General features: G+C 41.9%; 13 protein-coding genes. 3 read left to right on the top strand and 10 right to left on the bottom strand.

Annotated features, from left to right (window positions below):
• Nucleotides 1-49: 49 nt before the first annotated feature.
• The 10 genes from DCK90_RS05070 to DCK90_RS05025 all read right to left on the bottom strand — a co-directional run bounded on the left by DCK90_RS05070 (nt 50) and on the right by DCK90_RS05025 (nt 16,739).
• A complete protein-coding gene (locus tag DCK90_RS05070) occupies nt 50-1,519 on the bottom strand; it encodes an efflux transporter outer membrane subunit (protein WP_108245097.1) in 1,470 nt (489 codons plus the stop codon).
• Between the two features lie 12 nt (nt 1,520-1,531).
• Nucleotides 1,532-4,702, bottom strand: a complete 3,171-nt coding sequence (locus DCK90_RS05065) for an efflux RND transporter permease subunit (RefSeq protein ID WP_108245096.1) — start codon at nt 4,700-4,702, stop codon at nt 1,532-1,534.
• Nucleotides 4,703-4,826: 124 nt separating this feature from the next.
• Entirely contained in the window at nt 4,827-6,041 is a 1,215-nt protein-coding gene (locus DCK90_RS05060; RefSeq protein WP_108245095.1) for an efflux RND transporter periplasmic adaptor subunit, read from the bottom strand.
• Between the two features lie 92 nt (nt 6,042-6,133).
• On the bottom strand, nt 6,134-6,604 hold the full coding sequence (locus DCK90_RS05055) for a hypothetical protein (protein ID WP_159075764.1): 471 nt from the start codon (nt 6,602-6,604) through the stop codon (nt 6,134-6,136).
• Between the two features lie 331 nt (nt 6,605-6,935).
• Complete coding sequence (locus tag DCK90_RS05050; RefSeq protein ID WP_199912648.1) at nt 6,936-8,492, bottom strand: purple acid phosphatase family protein; 1,557 nt, start codon at nt 8,490-8,492, stop codon at nt 6,936-6,938.
• A 239-nt stretch (nt 8,493-8,731) separates the two neighbouring features.
• Nucleotides 8,732-9,967, bottom strand: coding sequence for a YdcF family protein (locus DCK90_RS05045; RefSeq protein ID WP_108245093.1), 1,236 nt, complete (start codon nt 9,965-9,967; stop codon nt 8,732-8,734).
• 54 nt (nt 9,968-10,021) lie between these two features.
• Nucleotides 10,022-11,698 (bottom strand): RagB/SusD family nutrient uptake outer membrane protein, encoded by a 1,677-nt coding sequence (locus DCK90_RS05040; RefSeq protein WP_108245092.1) that lies wholly within the window; start codon nt 11,696-11,698, stop codon nt 10,022-10,024.
• A gap of 6 nt (nt 11,699-11,704) precedes the next feature.
• Nucleotides 11,705-15,073 (bottom strand): SusC/RagA family TonB-linked outer membrane protein, encoded by a 3,369-nt coding sequence (locus tag DCK90_RS05035; RefSeq protein ID WP_108245091.1) that lies wholly within the window; start codon nt 15,071-15,073, stop codon nt 11,705-11,707.
• Between the two features lie 99 nt (nt 15,074-15,172).
• A complete protein-coding gene (locus DCK90_RS05030) occupies nt 15,173-15,766 on the bottom strand; it encodes an RNA polymerase sigma-70 factor (protein WP_108245090.1) in 594 nt (197 codons plus the stop codon).
• On the bottom strand, nt 15,753-16,739 hold the full coding sequence (locus tag DCK90_RS05025; protein WP_108245089.1) for a FecR family protein: 987 nt from the start codon (nt 16,737-16,739) through the stop codon (nt 15,753-15,755). The genes DCK90_RS05030 and DCK90_RS05025 overlap by 14 nt, the downstream gene beginning before the upstream one ends.
• A 327-nt stretch (nt 16,740-17,066) precedes the next feature.
• On the opposite strand from DCK90_RS05025, the gene DCK90_RS05020 reads away from it, so the two are divergent.
• The 3 genes from DCK90_RS05020 to DCK90_RS05010 all read left to right on the top strand — a co-directional run bounded on the left by DCK90_RS05020 (nt 17,067) and on the right by DCK90_RS05010 (nt 19,116).
• Nucleotides 17,067-17,825: an SDR family NAD(P)-dependent oxidoreductase gene (locus tag DCK90_RS05020; protein ID WP_108245088.1), complete on the top strand. Its 759-nt coding sequence runs from the start codon at nt 17,067-17,069 to the stop codon at nt 17,823-17,825.
• Nucleotides 17,826-17,906: 81 nt separating this feature from the next.
• Nucleotides 17,907-18,488, top strand: a complete 582-nt coding sequence (locus DCK90_RS05015; protein WP_108245121.1) for a TetR/AcrR family transcriptional regulator — start codon at nt 17,907-17,909, stop codon at nt 18,486-18,488.
• Between the two features lie 67 nt (nt 18,489-18,555).
• On the top strand, nt 18,556-19,116 hold the full coding sequence (locus DCK90_RS05010) for a RidA family protein (RefSeq protein WP_234414641.1): 561 nt from the start codon (nt 18,556-18,558) through the stop codon (nt 19,114-19,116).
• The last annotated feature ends 159 nt before the right edge of the window (nt 19,117-19,275 follow it).

Genomic DNA, 19,275 nt, shown 5'->3' with positions numbered 1-19,275 from the left:
CGGTACTATTTTTTGTCCAAAATATTCGCTCCACCTTACAACCTAAGTTTTAATTGGCATCGGCACTGGCCAGATGCAAGTTTTCATATTTAGTATCCAATTCTTCTTCTGAAATGATTTCCCATCCACCGCCCAAGGCCTTGTAAATGGCTATTAGGGATGTTGCCGACGAAATCTCGCTTAAAGCTAACGCATTCTCAGCCTGCAACAAAGCGTTATCAGCATTTAGGTAATCAATAAAACTGTCCAATCCAGAGTTAAAGCGTTGCTTGGCAAACGTAGCGGCTTGTGCGCTTGCCTCTGATGAAATGCGCAGGATTTCCCTTCGTTCCAACTCTTTGCCATAGTTCGCCAAAGAAGTTTTGATATCTTCCAATCCCTGCAATACCGCTTTCTCGTACTGATTTAGTGCGGCAATGGTCAGGGCATCGTTTCGTTTGATCTGTTGTTTTACACGACCCAGGTTAAAAGCAGCCCAACTGATACTGGGCATCAGGGTCCAAGTGAAAGATGGCTTTTCACCAAAATTTGCAAAATCGACTGCTGAGAATCCAACAGAACCACCAAACTCAATCTTGGGATATAGTTCGGCCACCGAAATATTGTAGGTAGCAATGCGCGACCGAAGTGCAGCCTCGGCCCTACGAACATCAGGTCTTCTTCGGAGCATTTCCCTAACATCGCCCAGAGCTACTGTTGCAGGTAGGCTTGGCAATGGCTTTTTGTCAACAACTTCATTTCCCAAATTTCCGGGAACCTCTCCGATAAGCACGCTCAAACTATTTTTCAGTGCTTCTACCCTAGCCTCCAATGGAGGAATACTGGCTCGGGTGCTCTCCAATTGGGCCAATGCCCTGGATACATCAAGGCTGTTACTAGTACCCGCTTCCGTTAATTTGACCGTGAGCTCATAGGTTTCCTGTTGTCCTTGTAGGTTACGTCGGGCGATATCGAGTAAATATTGTGTGCCACGTAACTCCATGTAATTATTGGCCACTTCAGCAAATATGCTCACATACATTCCGTGCATATCGGCCAAGGCAAGATTACTATTGGCATACGCCCCTTTGATTCTATTAGTTACCCTACCAAAAAGGTCTGCTTCCCAAAAAGCATCAAAGCTTGCGTTGTACGTGCTGTAGGTAGGGTTGCTGCCCTGAACAAATACATTCTCTCCCAAACGGGTACGTGTATAATTTCCATTGGCCGTCACTGTTGGCAATCGGTCCAATTTTCTTTCTTTGAGAAAAGCCCGTGATGCCTTATAATTGGCCGCTGCCGAATTAATATCCAGATTGTGTCTTCTGGCCTTCTCAATGAGCGTATCAAGGACGGGGTCGTTAAATTCCGACCACCATTCTTTTGTTATGGCTGCCTCAGTATAGGCTTCCTCTTTGATTTCGTTGGCAAGAAAATCCTGCTTGACCTCCGCGTCGTTTTGAACATTATAATCTCTCTTTGTAATTCCACAAGAAGCCAACAGTAATGTTATTGCAGTTACTATTATTGAATTTTTCATTGCTTTTAGATTTTAATTTAATTGATGAACCAGCTCCTTATTTTCTCTTACAGCCCTTTTTAATGACCATTTTCTGCCCAAATAATAGAATACCGGGGTCAAGAAAATCCCGAAAACGGTTACGCCCAACATTCCACTGAATACCGCTATACCCAAGGATACGCGCAATTCCGAACCGGCTCCTGTAGCAATGGCCAATGGGACAACTCCCAGGATGAAAGCCATGGCCGTCATTAAAATTGGTCTCAATCTCAACTTTGAGGCTTCGATAACCGCTGTTTTCAAGTCTTCTCCTTGGTCCTCCAATTGTTTCGCAAACTCCACGATCAAAATGGCATTCTTACTCGCCAGTCCCACAAGCACTACCAATCCGATCTGAACCATGATATTGTTGTCGAGACCGGCCAAATCTACACCTATCATGGCCGATAACAATACCATGGGCACAATGAAAATTACCGCCAAAGGCAATACCAAGCTCTCGAACTGGGCAGCCAACAAGAGAAACACAAATACGACCGCCAACAAAAATGCTATTCCTGCGGTATTGCCCGCTTTTCTTTCTTGATAAGCAATTTCCGTCCATTGAAAAGATATTCCTGGTGGCAATATTTCCGCAGCCAATTCTTCCATGCGATCCAATCCTTCGCCTGAGCTATGACCCGGTGCAAAATCCCCGTTTAGTGAAGCTGATGGATACAGATTAAACCTGGGGATTCGTGAAGGTCCGGAAATATCTTCCTGTTGTGAGACCGTACCCAAGGGAACCATCTCTCCTTTATCGTTGCGTACTTTTATCTTTGAAATATCATCCGGTGTCAAACGGTTAGGGGCATCGGCTTGTGCCGTTACCTGAAAAGTTCTTCCCAAGTAATTGAACTCGTTCACAAAGGCGGAACCCATATAGATTTCCAATGATTGGAATATGTCCGCTACATCAATTCCCAATTTTTCGGCCTTTACACGGTCAATATCCAAGAATAATTGTGGGGTCTGATTATTGAAGAAGCTAAATACATTGTTCAATATCGGATCCTGATTGGCTGCCATCGCCAGTTCATTGGTCGCCTTGAGGAGTTCTTCCGTTCCCAGATTTCCTCTATCCTGAACCATCATCCTGAATCCACCTGCATTACCAATACCCCTTACCGATGGTGGCGGGATAACCAATACAATGGCATCATCAATCTGACTTAGCTTTGCTCTGACCGTGCCCAAAAGGTCTTCATACCCCAGACCTTTTTCATTTCTAATATCAAAATCCTCCAAGGTCAAGAACACTGCTGCGGCATTTGATGCATTGGTAAACGATGCTGCATCAAACCCGGTAAATGAAACGGCATTTTCCACCCCATCAATTTCCAACCCTAGGTCAAGTACCTCACGGACAACCTTATCGGTTCTGGTCAATGAGGAACCTGGAGGAAGCTGGACAATGGTAATGAAATACTGCTGGTCCATGGCCGGAATGAATCCCTGGGGCACCCTATTGAACTCAAAACCTGTAATGGCGATCAGTCCAAAGTAAACTGCCATGACCATCGTGGCGGTACGCACCAATTTTTGCACCGCTTTTCCATAGCGCTCGGAAACCCAATCCATAAAACCGTTGAAACGATTTCCAATAAATGCCAATGGTCTCAACCATACAGGTGTTTTCTTTGTTGATGACCTATCCTCGTGCTTCATGAGCAAGGCGGCCATGGCCGGGCTCAAGGTAAGGGATACAAAAACCGATATGGCAGTGGCCACGGCAATCGTCATCCCGAATTGCTTGTAAAATTGACCGGAAATGCCCTCCAAAAAGGCGGTTGGAATAAATACGGCTATCAAGACCAACCCAATGGCTACCAATGCGCCCCCAACTTCGTCCATCGTCTTAAAGGCCGCCTCTTTGGGAGATAATCCTTTAGCCAGATAACGTTCCATATTTTCGACCACTACAATGGCATCATCCACAACAATTCCGATAGCAAGTACCAACCCAAACAAGGTTAAATTGTTCAGCGAGAATCCAATGGCCTGCATTACGGCAAAGGTACCGATAAGGGAAACGGGTATTGCTAAAATCGGGATGATGGCCGCCCTCCAAGATTGAAGGAACAAGAGAATCACCAAGACCACCAAGATCACGGCCTCAAAAATAGTATGGTACACCTCATCGACCGACTTCTGGATAAATTCAGTGGGGTTGTATGCTATTTTATACTCGAGGTCGTTTGGGAAGCTTTTGGATAGTGCTTCCATTTTGTCCTGAATCTGTGAGGCAGTCTCCAAGGCATTTCCTCCCGGTTGTTGAAAAATGGGCATCGCGATAGCAGGATCTTTTCCCAAATATCCCTTGGTGGCATAGTTCTGCGCACCAAGTTCAACTCGGCCAATATCCTTGAGGCGAACTATTCTCCCATCTTCACCCGACTTGATAATCACATTTTCGAACTGTTCGGTGGTCACCAGTTTACCTTGGGTCTGAATATTCACCTCAAAGGCGGATTGACTTCCTGCGGGGAGCGTATTCAGCGTACCGCTAGCAATCTGAATATTCTGCGCCCTCAGTGCTGCTACCACTTCTCCGGCGGTAATGTCCAATGTTGCTATTTTATCAGGATTGAGCCAGATGCGCATGGCATATTCGGCCGCTCCAAAGATTTGGATATCCCCGACCCCTTTGATACGAGCGAGCTCATCCTTTAGTTGGAGCACCGCATAGTTGCCCATATAGGTCTGGTCATAGGTCTTGTTCGGTGAATACATGTTCACAACAAGAAGCATATCCGGTGATATCTTTTTGGTAGTAATACCCAATCTTTTTACGGACTCTGGCAATCGAGGTTCAGCTATGGCCACCCGGTTCTGCACCTGTACCTGTGCCTTGTCGAGGTCCGTCCCCAGTTCAAAGGCAACCTGTAGTACCACGCGACCATCGGCTGATGACTGTGAGGTCATGTAGATCATATCCTCTACCCCATTAATTTCCTTTTCCAGAGGTGCGGCTACGCTCTCTGAAAGGGTCTGTGCATTTGCCCCAGGGTATACCGCCACAACCTCAATAGTTGGGGGTGCCACATCCGGAAATTGTGAAATGGGCAAAGAGACGTAGGCAAGCCCGCCCACAATTAGGATAAGTACGCTGAGTACTGCGGCGAATATGGGCCTTTTAATAAATATATGACTGAATTTCATTGTTTTACTTTTTGATGATAGGTCTCCCGCTGCCCATCCAAACTCCCAATTATATGGGGTCTGGAGGGCAAAAGAAGTTTACTTTTTGTTGATTGTAATTTTACAGTTGGCTGTTATTCCAATATCAATCTACCTGGGCCACCGTTGTCAGGTTGTTCACCTCTCCCTGTATGGCTACTTGTGAAGGACTTACCACCATACCGGGTCTTATTTTTTGTAGATTATTTACAATGACCTGATCCTCTGGCAAAATACCGTCCCTGACAATCCTAAGTCCATTGGAATGTAAAGGCCCCAAGGTTACGGCCTTGCTTACAACTTGATTGTCTTCTGACAAGGTGTAGATAAAGCGAATGGACTGGTTGGTACCGATAATTTCATCGGGGACCATCATTGCCTTGTGTTCCGCACTTCCCACTAATCGTGCCTTGCCGTACATTCCGGGTTCTAATAAGTGATCCTTGTTCTCAAGAACTGCCCTACTTTCAATGGTACCGGAATTCATGTCAATCTCGTTATCCACAAAGTCCATCTTGGCCTCGTGCACGAATTCGTCCTCGTCCAATAATTTGATAAATACGGGCAATGCTTCGGAACGGGCCTCACCGCGTTCCCCATTTCTGGCCAATCGCACATATCTTAAGTAATCGGATTCACTTCCTGTAAAATAGAAATGGATTGGACTAGTGGCCACGATGGTAGTCAACAAGGTGGAATTGGCACTACCTCCATCCACTAGGTTTCCTTCATTTACCCTATCTCTACTAACAAGTCCCGAAATAGGCGCTTTCACTTCCGTAAACTCCAAATTGAGTTTAGCATTGTCCACCTTTGCCTGTGCTAATTGGATGCTTGCCTCAGCATGAACCAGCGCCTGTTTTCTTCTGTCGTATTCCTCAATGGACAAAGCTCCTGTCTCCCGTAAGGATTCTACCCTTTCAAAATTGTCCTGCGCTGTTTTTAGCGATGCCAGGGCTTGGGCATAATTGGCCTTTGCCTCATCCAAAGCAATTCTATAAGGTCTTTGGTCGATTACGAACAATACTTGTCCTTTTTTCACAAGTTCTCCGTCCTGGAAGTTGACTTTTTCCAAAAATCCGCTCACCCGGGCTCGTACCTCTACCCTGCTACTGGCCTCGAACCTACCGGTGTATTCGTCCCATTCGGTTATGTTCTCAAATATGGGCTTAGCTACCTCTACTGGAAGTGCGGCCACCCCTGCTTCTTGTTTTTCAGTTTCATTTTCAGCACTTGTGAAAGCATAAATGAATACTGATATCGCCAAAACCATAACACCTATGGTCAGGTTTTTCTTTGTGTTTAAATTTAGTCGTATCATGATTTCTACTTTGATTTTAGATTATGTGAACAAAATTATTGGAGGTGTTGCCATTCTTGATAACCATATTATTTTCAAAAATGACCAAAATCTTAACTGCGAACCATGGTTGGCATTATTTGGTCAGTAGCTGCGAATACGGCCAATATATCCAAGTACCCGTTCAAGGTTTTTGAACGCATGGCATCATACACTCCGGAAAGGGTTTTTCTGTCCAGTTTATTGATAAAGTATAGTTGCCTTTCCAAAAAATAGGTCTTGAACTGTATGCTGTTGTCCGAACTTCTTGCGGCCCTTTTAAAGTACCTCAACAATTGGGTCTTGCTTACTTTGATGTCCCTAAAATAGAACATGGTCTGTTCGGCTCTGGATGCCTTAAGTTCCTTTCGGTAATTAAATTCCTCATCAAGTGCAATATCGTTTGATAGTTGTTTGAAAAGCTCCAAGGAGTTTTCAACCATTTGCTTGGTTTCAATACCTGTGTCCTTTGTTTGTGCTTGGGCACTTAGCCCTACCATAACAAAAGATAGTAGCACTTTGTTTATAAAATTGATTGTTTTCATGGCTCCCCGATTTAATTTCATCATTGTTACACGACAAAATTAGGTGGTGTGCCTATGGCCTAGGTAACCAAAAAAAGGAAGGAAATGACCAAAATCTAATCTAAGTGCGGATAAAGTCCAAAAGAAGAACGATATGGAAGACCAAGCACGATTACAAAAAGTAAAAAACTGATAACGTGAAATTTACACCATATCACAAACATCATCTATCTCTCGCAACGCCAACCAGAAATTACCAGTAGAGTTACTTTTTTTATTGATACGGTTATCGATGGCAGGAATTGAAGCCTATGCCTTCTATGGCATCGAATAATTGTAAAGATAAATTTAGTTATTCCAAAATTTTTCCATTCACATCCAAAGAGAGCTCCTTTCTTTCACCCTCCTTATCCAATCGGACTTTATATCCTATAAATTCATTATCATTTACAAATCTTACTCCATTTACTTCATAACCGGGGTATCTTGACAATAATGACTCTTCTGCTCCTTCGGGCAGTGGATCTTGATAGGGAATGGTATTGGAAAATCTACGTTCGGCAATCGCTTCATTGTCTCGTTCAACAAACTCGTTAGGTTGGCCAGCCTTTTTAATTAAGTCAAAAGCATCATAAAGTTCCCCAACAGCAGTGTAGGATTCAAAAGATAATTTATCATTCTCAATAGTGATTACCTGAAATAATTGGGTATTCTCCGCCGCTCTGTCTCTTTGGGCCTCATAACCTTCCCATGCGTTTTTGCGCAATCCATACATTTTACCTCCACTTACCGAAACTACATATACAGTTCCTGTTTTGTCTCTCATGTTAACACCATCCAAAACATTTTCATTGGGAGAAACTCTACCTCGGGCATAACTATGATCATGTCCCTGCAACACAAGATCCACTTCATATTTGTCAAAAATAGGTTTCATCAACTCCCTCCACTCTTTGTTGTCCCGGCCATCGGAAGCAGAAAACAAAGGATGGTGAAACGTAACAATCTTCCAGTCTTTATCTGTTTCCGAAAGCAATTTCTCTACCCACTTGGCTTGTTGTTGGTGATCTACGTTACTATTCAATCCAATGATTCGCATATTTTGATAGTCCATAAAATAGGCTGTTTCCTCCAATCCTTCCGGCCCATTCTCAGGTAAGGTAAATTGATGTTTCCATTGTAGTGAGAGGCTTCTCTCAGATGCTTCAGGCGTCAAATTTCGATACTCATGGTTGCCAGGAATTGGAAATGCCCCAATAGTTCCGTGAATCCAACCACCTGCATCAAACCATTCTTGCCATTGCTGTTCATTATGGGCATTGTTCACAAGATCCCCCGCATGAACAATAAATCTTGCATCCGGGGCTTTTTTATAGCCCTCCCTGATTAAACGTGACCATAACTCCAATATGAAATTTTGGGTGTCTCCTACATATAAAAATGAGAACCTGTCCTTACTTTCCATTGGTGCGGTTTTAAATTGAATCCACTCGCTCCACCGTTTGCCGTCTCCTACTCGATAAGCATAGGTAGTACCACTTTTTAAATCCGGGAACCACACAGAATGATAGTTCGCCAGCACTTCAGCCTCATCCATTTCCAATGCATCAAAAGTTGTGGTTACCGCTTTGATCGTGCTTGCATTGCGCCAAAATTTAGGTGCGGCGGTAGCAATTGCAATTTCAGCATAGGCAGTATCTATTTCCGAAGAGGTTCTCCAAGTGACACTAGCAGTTGTGGATGGATCTTCCCCATAGGAAAGGACAATTCTATCGGGGTGGTTTGTGGGTTGCCGCCATTCCACATCAAATTCCGGTGCTTTATAAATGCGTGGTAGTTGTTGTCCAAAGGTTTTTCCAAATGTTATTGAAACGAACATTAAAACCAACACTTTGAGTTGCATTTTCATATGTAATAATTTATTTTTTATAAAAGGTATCCATTTAATCAAGGCACAGCCAATTAATGGCTGCACCTATGATAATTAAACAAATAAACAAACTCAATTAAATGGACCATCTTCTTAAAGTTAAGTTTTGGTCAATCTTTTGTAGATTGATTTTCCAATCCCAAAAGAAGCCCCAAAAGGCATTTACCTGCCCATGTGGGTTTTTGATTATGCCATCTCACTCATGATCTTTCATTTCCCTAAGGGTCTAAGGGTTGATTTGGGTTTTGATGGAATGAAACTATGTTTCCCGTAAACTCAAGAGTTGTTGGGGACAACCTTGCATGGATATTCACGGGCTGATAACCCAACTCGTCCTTACAACGCTTTTTAAAATTTTCACTGCCAGTATAATCGCTATGTAAAGGGTTGGTCACCACCAAGCTTTTCTGATCCAATGGAATTCCATAGTCAACCATCAAACGGGTTGCATTGCGCATATTGGTAGTGGTGTGCCTAGCGTAGGGCTCAATGATGATATTTTCCTCTGGAATACCATATTCCACAATAAGCTCTTGTTTCATTTCCACGGCCTCACAATAAGGCGTCATATACGGATGAACATGTCCTCCTGAAACAATTATAAAAGGTGCTTTTTGTGCCCGGTATTCCCTCATCGCCAATTGAAGATTAATCTTTCCCGCTATGGAAAGCTTATCTCGGTAATTTTCCGGCCCTCCTCCTAAAACCACAATAGAGGCATAAGGAAAAGCCTTAAAATCTGTGGTTTTGATAGCACGGATTGCTTCGGCGTTCTCCTTTTTGTCCAATGGATCATAACGAACGGCTTCGTCCTTATGGTTTGCATACAAAAGGTTTAAAGCCAGATTTAAACTTGGCTGAAAGAACAGTTGTGTTTCTCGGGCATCTTCAATCGCCTCTGTTTTAAGGGTAGAAACGGCGTAGCTATATCGTTTCGATTTTGCATCGAATGAAATCGAATCAATATTTCTATAAAATGGCATTTTACCTGCTCCATACACTTCCAACACCGTATCCAATCCCTTGGCACATTGCTCCCATATTTTATAAAGGTATTCATCGTCAGAAGCATCTTCAAAATTGGCGTACTGCTTTGAATTTCTTAGTTTCTGCAAAAGTTCCTTGAAGTGGGCATTGCCCTTGGACAATTTCACCAATCGTTTTCCAACGGCTTGGATATCACTTCTTGACCACAAAAATGGAGCAATTATTTCCCTTGGGTTCTTAGGCAAGGACTCCGATGACATTATCATTTTGTCCCAGTAAGCTTTCAATTGTTTGTCCGCTTTTAAGAGATTCACAATCTCTTTATCGTTTTCCACTGCTGAAAACAAATAGAAATTTTTTGCTTGTAACCTTTGTTTAGTCCTGTTGGGATAATCATGGGTTATGGTTTGCGCCCGAGAAATAAGGGCACAACCAACAACCAATGAAAAAAGAATCAGTTTTTTCATGCCATTGATTAAAAAAAGGGGGGCTCTGTAGCCACCCCTTTATTTGAAATTTTGTTAGTATCCGTTGTTCTGGGTCACCAGACCTTCGTCGACACTGTCAATATATTCCTGTGGAATTGGCCAGTACTCATTTTTACCTTGGGTAAATGCGGCATTGGTCAAGTGGGTTCTTCTGGTTTTTTCAACCTCCAAGTAATCATCGATAACTTCTTTGGCGATTCCCCAACGAACCAAATTGAAGAAACGGTGTCCTTCCATGGCAAGTTCTAAACGAGATTCCATGCGAACTTTCTCCATTGCATCGATGGCATCGGTCCAAACCGTGTCGTAAGTACCAACATTGTAGTTGGCTGCATCTCCCGAACCGTCCAATGTTTGCACATATTCAGAATTGGCTGCACGCTCCCGAATTTGGTTCACCAAAGTCCGAGCTTCCTCCAAATTACCCAATTCAACCGCGGCCTCTGCTCTCCACAACAACACCTCAGCATAGCGTATGATATAATAGTTTAGTGCATCGACATAAGGCCAAACCGTAACGTGGTATGGCGAGTTAGCGGAAAGGATTCTCTTTTTAGGGCCAAATGGGCCGTATGTTGCCAAATCCCTTGCCCAGTTGGCCTCATAAATGACTTCGAGGTCCTTGTAAGGTATACCTGGTCTACCTATGGTAATGTCCAAACGAGGGTCCACAAAATCGGTTTCGGTCACATCAACATTATCGTTAACAGGCAACCCTGTAGCATTTGTTTTGAATGCATTTACCAAATTTTGAGTTGGGCGGTGAAATCCATACTGGGAATAGAATGGACCTCCAGGTGCTGTTAAACGGTCACCTATACTTCCATTATAGTTACTCCCTTGACCATCGTTCACCGAATACTGCACGGCAAAAATAACCTCTTGACCGTTATCGTTTTCGGGCAAGAACACTGATTGGAAATCCTCCATCAACCCATAGTTTCCGCCCATGACAATAGTGGTCGCATCAAAGGCATCCTGCCATTTTTCTTGAAATAGGTAGGCTTTCGCCAAATATGCCATAGCAGCAAGGTCTGTAGGTCTACCTACTTCGTCTTGGCTGCTTGGCAATACATCATATGCTGCTTGAAAATCCGCCTCTATTTTGGCCCAAATTTCTGCGGAAGTAAATTCCGTATTCGAACGCGCATAATCGGAAACTGTTTCGGCAGTTTCATCGATATAAGGAATTTGACCATAGATTTTTTTAAGTTCAAAATAATAATGACCCCTTAAAAACCTCAGCTCCCCTGTTCTTTGTGTTTTTAACGAAGCATCGAAGTCCTCAGAAGCATTCAACAATTTCATGGCCTCATTAGTTCTTTTCACTCCTTCGAAAAGGGCCATCCACTTGCGCTCAACATCATAGGTGGCGGGCGTGGTATTGTATAATTCCATTTGATGGATCTGGTTCTGGTCTCCGGTACCACCCCCTCCTTTGTAGCAGTCATCGGAGACCACGTCTCCGAAGCTCCAGTTGGAGGCAGGGGAATTATACGCATTACTAGCTCCGTCTATCTGACCATTCAATACGCTGTAAGCAGATATAATGGCTTTTTCAACATTCTCTGCTTTTGTAATTTCTGAAGGGGAAACCTCTCCAAAAGTAGTTTCTTCCAAAAAGTCCTTTGAGCAAGAACCCAAGACCGTAAGTGCCAAAGTAGCACCTACCATTATATATTTTGAATTTATTTTCAATATGTTTTTCATGGCTGTTTAAAGTTTTAAGTTACATCCGATTACAAAAGTCCTGCTCGGAGGATACAATCCTCGGTCAATGCCTATATCAAGATTACGATTGCTTCCACCATAGTTCTGAAGCCCCACTTGCGGGTTCATCCCACTGTAATCCGTAATGGTGAAAAGGTTGCTCGCCTGCGCATAAATCCTAAGATTCATTCCACCCAAGATCTCCGGGTCAATCGAATAGCCTACCTGAAGATTGGTCAATCGAACGTAAGATCCATTTTCTACATAATAGGTGGAAGGACGGATGTTGTTGTTTGGATCATCCAAAGATAATCTAGGAATACTGCTACCTGTATTGGTTTCCGACCAAGCGTTTAACAATACATTTTCCTTATTGTATGCTGCTTGGTTAAAGAAATGGTTCTTGTACTTGGTAAAGTTGTAGGTATCGTTGCCAAAACTACCATTGAACAGGATTCCCAAATCAAAATCCTTATAGTTGAACTGAAGATTAAGACCCAACATGACATCTGGGTGTGGAGATCCAATGAACGTCCTATCATCGGCATCAACATCGCCATCACCATCAACGTCTTTAAACCTAATGTCGCCAGGTTGTGCATTTGGTTGCATACCATAGCTATCCACTTCTGCCTGACTTTGGAACAAACCATCCGCAACATAGCCGTAGAAAGAAGCAATGGGCTCACCTACAGCACTTCTAGAGATTTCCTGGTCAAAGTTTACACTGTGCAATGATGAACTTGGAATACCTAAATAATCAGAAGTGTTCAATTCGGTAAGCTCGTTCTTGGAACCTGTCAGGTTGATCCCTATGCTATAACCTAAATCGCCGACCATATCATTATAGTTGATGTCCAATTCAAAACCACTATTTTTCATTTTTCCATCGTTGACCCACTGACCATCATTGGTTCCCCCATAGGTCAATGGCACGGTATTGTATACCAGGATATCGTCTGTGTTTTTCACATAGTAATCAGCAGTAATGCTCAATCGGTCCTCCAAAAGACCCAAATCTACACCCACAGAGGTTTGGGTGGTTGTTTCCCACTTCAAATCTGCATTTGGGATTCGGGATTGTGTAAGCCCGATGTAAACTGATTCTTGTGCGCCGTCTATGGCATAGTTGGAATTCGAGTTATTGTTACGGTAGCTATCCACTGTGGCGTAGTTGGAAATCTCTTGATTCCCGGTTTGACCCCAACTTCCGCGTAACATCAAAGAGGAAATTACACCATTGGGATTGAAAAAGTCCTCACGGTCCAATCTCCATCCCAACGAAAATGCGGGGAAAGTACCCCATCTGTTATCCTCACTGAACCTAGAGCTACCATCACGTCTCACCGTAGCGGTGAAAAGGTATTTTTCATCAAAATTGTAGTTAACCCTTCCAAAGTAAGAATTAAGTGACCACCCGTTGGCGCTTCCCGAGTTCAACATATTTTCCGTTCCAAAGCTTAGATACCTGAAATTTTCGTCCTCATACAAAAATTCACTTACCGAAGCACTGAACCCTTCGTAATTGTATTCAATGGCCTCCTGTCCGATCAATGCATCCACATTGTGCTTGCCAAACTGCTTTTTATAGTTCAATGTATTGGTAAAGGAAAACTGATAATTAAAGTTATTGGATGTGGTCAAGGAGTTGGTATTATTGGTAGACAATATCTCATCGTAGGTTGGGGAGAAACTTCTGATATTATAGTTCTGGTAGTCGAGTCCAAAAGAAGTTTTAAATGTAAAATCACTTACATATAGATTGGCATACACATTACCTAAGGCCTGGACCCTTTTTTGTTTGTTGTCCTTGTTCCTATACAACTGACCCATGGGGTTGTTGCTATCGTTGATCGGATTACCTGCATATTCTCCATTGATATCCTTTACAGGTACGATGGATGGAAATTGCATGGCCGTAAGAATAATACTTCCCAAAGCAGAATTAGTGCCAACCGAAACTTGCTCTTTGTAATTCGCCGTGAAATTTTCACCAATTGTAAGGAAATCCCCTATATTATAAGCTGAATTGAATCTTGCAGAATATCTTTCAAAGCCAGTGTATTTGATCAAACCTTCTTGATTATAATAACCGAGAGAGAACAAATTCTGGTTTTTTGAATCGCCTTTTGCCAAGGATACATTGTACGATTGGATCATAGCGGTCTGCATGATTTCATTTACCCAATCCACATCTGCACTTGGAATGGTTTGGTCGGCATCCAACCATTGTGGAATAACGACCTGATTGGGATTATTCCCATAAATATCATTGGAAGGAGTTCCTCCATCATTTAAGGTCGCCTCCCATAACAAATCGCCATATTGTTGGGCGTTTAGCATTCTTGGTAAGTTGTAAGACGACTGAAGGCCTGCATATCCGTCAAAAGAAACTACATATTCTCCACTTGTATCGGAACCTTTTTTAGTAGTAATGATAACAACACCATTTGCGGCACGAGATCCATAAATGGAAGCCGAAGCAGCATCTTTCAAAACTTGGATGGTCTCTATATCCGAAGGATTGATTCCATTTAATCCATTGGAGGCCGGAATGCCATCGATGATCACCAATGGATCGTTACTGTTAATGGTACTGAAACCCCGAACCCGGATTGAGGTTCCTCCCCCTGGAGAGTTATCGCTCATGATTTGAACCCCAGGTAAGCGACCGTCCAACATTTCCACCACGTTAGCTTTTGGCTGGGTTACGATTTCTTCCGGAGAAACCGATGCAATGGCTCCCGTGATGTTTCTTCTAGCCTCGGTACCATAACCCACTACTACGATTTCATCCAATTGGGAAGCGCTTTCAAGTAGGGTAACGGTAACACTGTTGAGTTGTTCTATATCTACATCCTGTCTTTGATACCCTATATAGGTTATGGACAATACCTTGAAGTTGGAAGGAATATCCAAGCTAAAGTTTCCATCAAAATCAGATACCGTACCGTAATCCGTACCATCAACAAAAACGTTGGCCCCCGGTATGGGGGCTCCGGCCTCGTCAATAACCTTGCCCGAAATACTGCGTTGTTCTTGGATAAACTTTACAAGGACACCTTGCTCGGTCACCTTAAAGTCTACATTGGCCTTATTTTTTAGCTCTTCCAATACAGATTCCAAGTTCACTTTATTTGCATCAATACTGATACGCTGTTGCAGGTTTTGAGCATCCGCTGCATAAATAAATTTCTTACCTGTTTGCTTTTCAATAAGATCGAATACCTTTTCCAAAGCAACACTTTTTAGGTTAAGGTTTATAATTTCAAAATTTTGAGTGCTTACCAATATGCTTGCCGATATGGGAACAACAGCTGCTCGGCCTAAAAGTGGCAAACACAATAGCAATGTTAAGAGGTTTAATTTTTTCATTTTTGAAAGAGTAGTTTAAATATTGGTTCTCAATTGTTTTCTTTAGTTTCTTGATTAAGGTTTAAAAAGTTCGTTTAGTCATACATTTTAATTGTGGGGTTAAAATTGTTTGTTTTTCACTACCATATTTCTAATGGTCTTGAGGGCTATGGCCATATGGCTTTCCACCGTTTTGATGGAAACCCCTAGAATCTCCGAGATTTCCTTGTACTTGAGTTCATCCAGTCTACTCATCTCAAAGATTTGACGGGATTTTTTGGGAATCTGGTCTAAGATTCCCTCTATCTTTCTGACATATATTTCCCGTTGTTCTTGATCTATGATTTCTTGTTCAATACATGGACTAGCGTAATACTCGTCCTCCTGTGCTTGTTCCAAAGTTTGTTTGAGCTTTTGGTAGGATACCTGTTCCATGAGTTTATTTTTGACCACCACATAGAGGTATGGTTTTGGCTTTTTGATCTCATGAATACGCTCGTGGGCGTTCCATAATTGGATAAACACATCGGAAACCTTTTCCTGAACCACATCCAAATCGCTCTCGTAAGTGATTCCAAAACGGCATAGTGTTTCATAATACCTATTGAAGATGGTCTCCAGTGCCCCTTTGTTCCTTTCTTTGATCAATTCGAACAATTCCAAATCCGATTTATGGTTCAACTCCCGATATGTAGAAGACTTACTTTTCATCATTTGGGGCTATAGAAAATTTTTTTGATGCTATTTTTGCAATCTTCACATCGGCTATAAATTCCAATGTTTTAATGAACTGGTCTAAATCTTGATCCTCGAAGGCGGCATTGATTTTTTTATGGGCCACAAGGCTATCGGAAACCATAAACTCAATACCGTAAAATTCATTGATGGGAAGTAGTGCTTCTTCCAGGGTGATATTATGCAGCAAAAGAATATTGTCTTTCCAAGCCGTGGTCTTGGAGACATCAAAATTGCGCTTTACCACTTCTCCGGTTTCCTTGTTCCACGAAAGTTCTTCGTTCGGCCTTAATTGAATTTTATCACCAGAATCTTCCAAAGTCACTTGAACCTTACCACTTTCCAAGGACACCGTTTTTGCCAAACCCTTTGTGTTCACATTAAATTTGGTTCCCAATACTTGTACTTCCAATCCATTTGTGTTCACTGTAAAAGGTTGTTGGGCATTCTTCACGACTTCAAAATAGACCTCACCCTCCATCCAAACATCACGTCCGGTATCTGTAAAGACTTCCGGATATTTCAGTTCAGAATTGGCATTCACTATGACTCGTGAGCCATCTGGGAGCATCACTTGCTTCCTTTCCCCGTTCTGGGCAATGATATGATTGGTGTACCTAGACTCATCATTCTGGGTAAACAAGAGCACACCAAAACCAATCAATACAGCAGCTGCAACGGTAACCAGTGCTTTAATTTTAGTAGAAAACAAGATGATCTTAGGTTTTGGTTCTTGTGAAATTTCTTTCAGAACCCGTTTTGCAAAATGCTCTTTTCTTAGTGGAAGGGAAGCTTTGGGATAGCACTCCCACAATAATTTATAATCTTGATAGCGTTCCCTTAAATTGTCATCGAGCAACAGGTTTACCTCAAACATGGATCTATCCTGATCCGTGTCCAATTCCCCTGAAAGCTTTCGAACGCATTTGATATCCTCCTTGGATATTGCCATACTTTGTCTTTTACCAATAGGAGGGTCGAAAGGTAGAATTACCCCTAGATCAGTATGTCATCAAAATGAAAAGAGTGAATTAACTTAAGGTTAATACCATTGGGAGTCCCCGGTTCCATTGGGTTTGAAAAGTGTTGAATCTGATTTTATATTGAGGATGGAAATTTCCTGTGGTGCCCACACATATAAAAAAGAATGTTTCTAGAGCCTATTTGATCATCAAAATCCATATTTCATTATTTTATTTGGAATGTTCGTTCTGTTATTCGTACGTTTGTATCAAGAACGTTCGTTCCAGTATAATTAATCTTAATAAAAAAACAAGAAATGAGTACATTAAAAGGTAGAGTCTCCTTAATTACCGGGGGGAACAGCGGAATCGGTTACGCCACAGCCAAAAAGTTCAAGGAAGAAGGTGCAACAGTTATTATCACTGGCCGTTCAACTGAAAAAGTTGAATCAGCTGCATCAGAATTAGGTGTTAAAGGTGTTGTAGCAGATGTCTCGGATTTATCCGCTATTGACCGGGCCGTAGCTCAAGTGGCACATGAGTTCGGTAAAATTGATGTTTTGTTCGTCAACGCAGGTATATTTATCCCAATGCCTGTAGGCCAAAGCTCCGAAGATGGATTTGACAATTTGATGGACATCAATTTCAAGGGAGCTGTTTTTACTATAGAAAAATTTCTTCCCATTCTAAATGATGGTGGCAGTATTGTCAACCTTTCATCGATAAATGCCTATACCGGAATGCCAAATACGGCCATTTATGGTGCTTCCAAAGCCGCTTTGAATGCTTATACCCGTGCCGCTGCCACAGAACTGTCTCCAAGAAAAATTAGGATAAACGCACTTAATCCAGGCCCGATAGCCACCCCGATATTCGGCAAAACCGGAATGTCCGAAGAACAGTTAAAGGAAATGGGCGATATGATGCAAAACCGGATTCCTTTGAAAAGATATGGTAAACCAGAAGAAATTGCCGAGGTAGCAGCTTTTCTGGCCTCTGACAAGGCCTCTTTTATCACAGGGGCTGAATATAATGTCGATGGTGGATTAAATATTAATCCAATATTCACCGTCTAATTTTTGCGTCAATATTTGGAATGGTTGTTCCAAGAAGTTAATTTTGTGGAAGTGCGGAACCGCACTTCCACATTTTATCTTATGCCAAGAGTTAAATCATTTGATGAGGAAGAAGTCTTGACCAAGGCAATGAATCTGTTTTGGAAACAAGGTTATTCCGCAACTTCAATACAGGATTTGGTCACCCATCTAGGGATAAACAGAGCAAGTCTTTACGACACCTATGGTGACAAGGAGCAACTTTTCAAAAAATCCTTTGAACTATATCGTAGAAAAAGTATAGAAGGAATTTCCCATTTATTAAATAGCCATTCAAATGTAAAAGACGGGTTTTACGAACTTTATAACAAAGCCATAAACGAGGCGCTGCTCGACAACGATAGAAAAGGTTGTTTCGCTGTAAACAATACTACAGAACTTGTTCCCAACGATAATAATTGTCTCGAAATTTTGACCAGTAATAGAAATGCTTTTGAAAACCTGTTTTTTGAATACCTTAAAAAGGGTCAAAAAAAAGGTCAGATAAAAAAGAGCAAGGATTTAAAATCGCTAGCATCACTTTTGTTTACCATCTACAACGGTATGCTGGTCGTTTCCAAAATCAACAGGAACAAAAAAGAACTAAATGACTCGGTCAAATTGGCCCTATCCTTAATAGAATAATTCCTTTATAAAACCGGTCACAGCACATTTTGCAACATACTGGACATTAACGCTCTACTTAACGGATATGTCCGTTATTTTTGAATTTATATATTTCACCTGCAAAGAAGAGCCTTTGGAAAATGCTTTCTCGAACTTTGATAAAAAACCAATGGAGAACATCAAAATTGACTTGCAAAAAAACTTAATGGGATTGGGATTGGAATTGCCCAGTGTCTCCACACCGGGAGGAAATTATGTCTCCGTGAACGTCAGAGAAAATATTGCCTATGTGGCCATCCAATTTCCCATATATAATGAAGAATATCTATATCAAGGACGTTTGGGAAATGAAATAAGTACGGAAGAAGGCTATAAGGCCATGGAATTGTGCGCATTAAATGTGATAGCCCAAATTGAGGAAAAAATTGGATTCGACCAAGTTGTGGGACTCAATCATATAGATGCTTATTTTCAAGCTGATGGAAACTGGGACGAATCTCCTATTGTAGTAAACGGCGCATCGGATCTTTTAGTGAAAGTGCTCGAAGAAAAAGGAGTGCATTCACGCTCTATTTTTGGGGTGGACAAATTACCCCGAAATTTCAGCGTAGGACTGACCGCTTCCTTTACACTACAAAATACTTAGAAAGAGATTTACTCCTTATCTCTAAAATTAAAAATAAGTGCTCTGATGCATTGACCGTTATAAAAATCCATTCGGATACGGTTGTAATTGTGCATGAAAGATTCCCTTGTATAAAAAAGGATGACAACCACTTCAAATTAGGTTCTTAATTATGTGTAC

Origin of the sequence: Muricauda brasiliensis (genome assembly GCF_003057865.1) — a bacterium.
Lineage (GTDB): Bacteria > Bacteroidota > Bacteroidia > Flavobacteriales > Flavobacteriaceae > Flagellimonas > Flagellimonas chongwuensis.
Note: the sequence above shows the minus strand (reverse complement) of the source record. Positions and strands in the feature narration are given on the sequence as shown.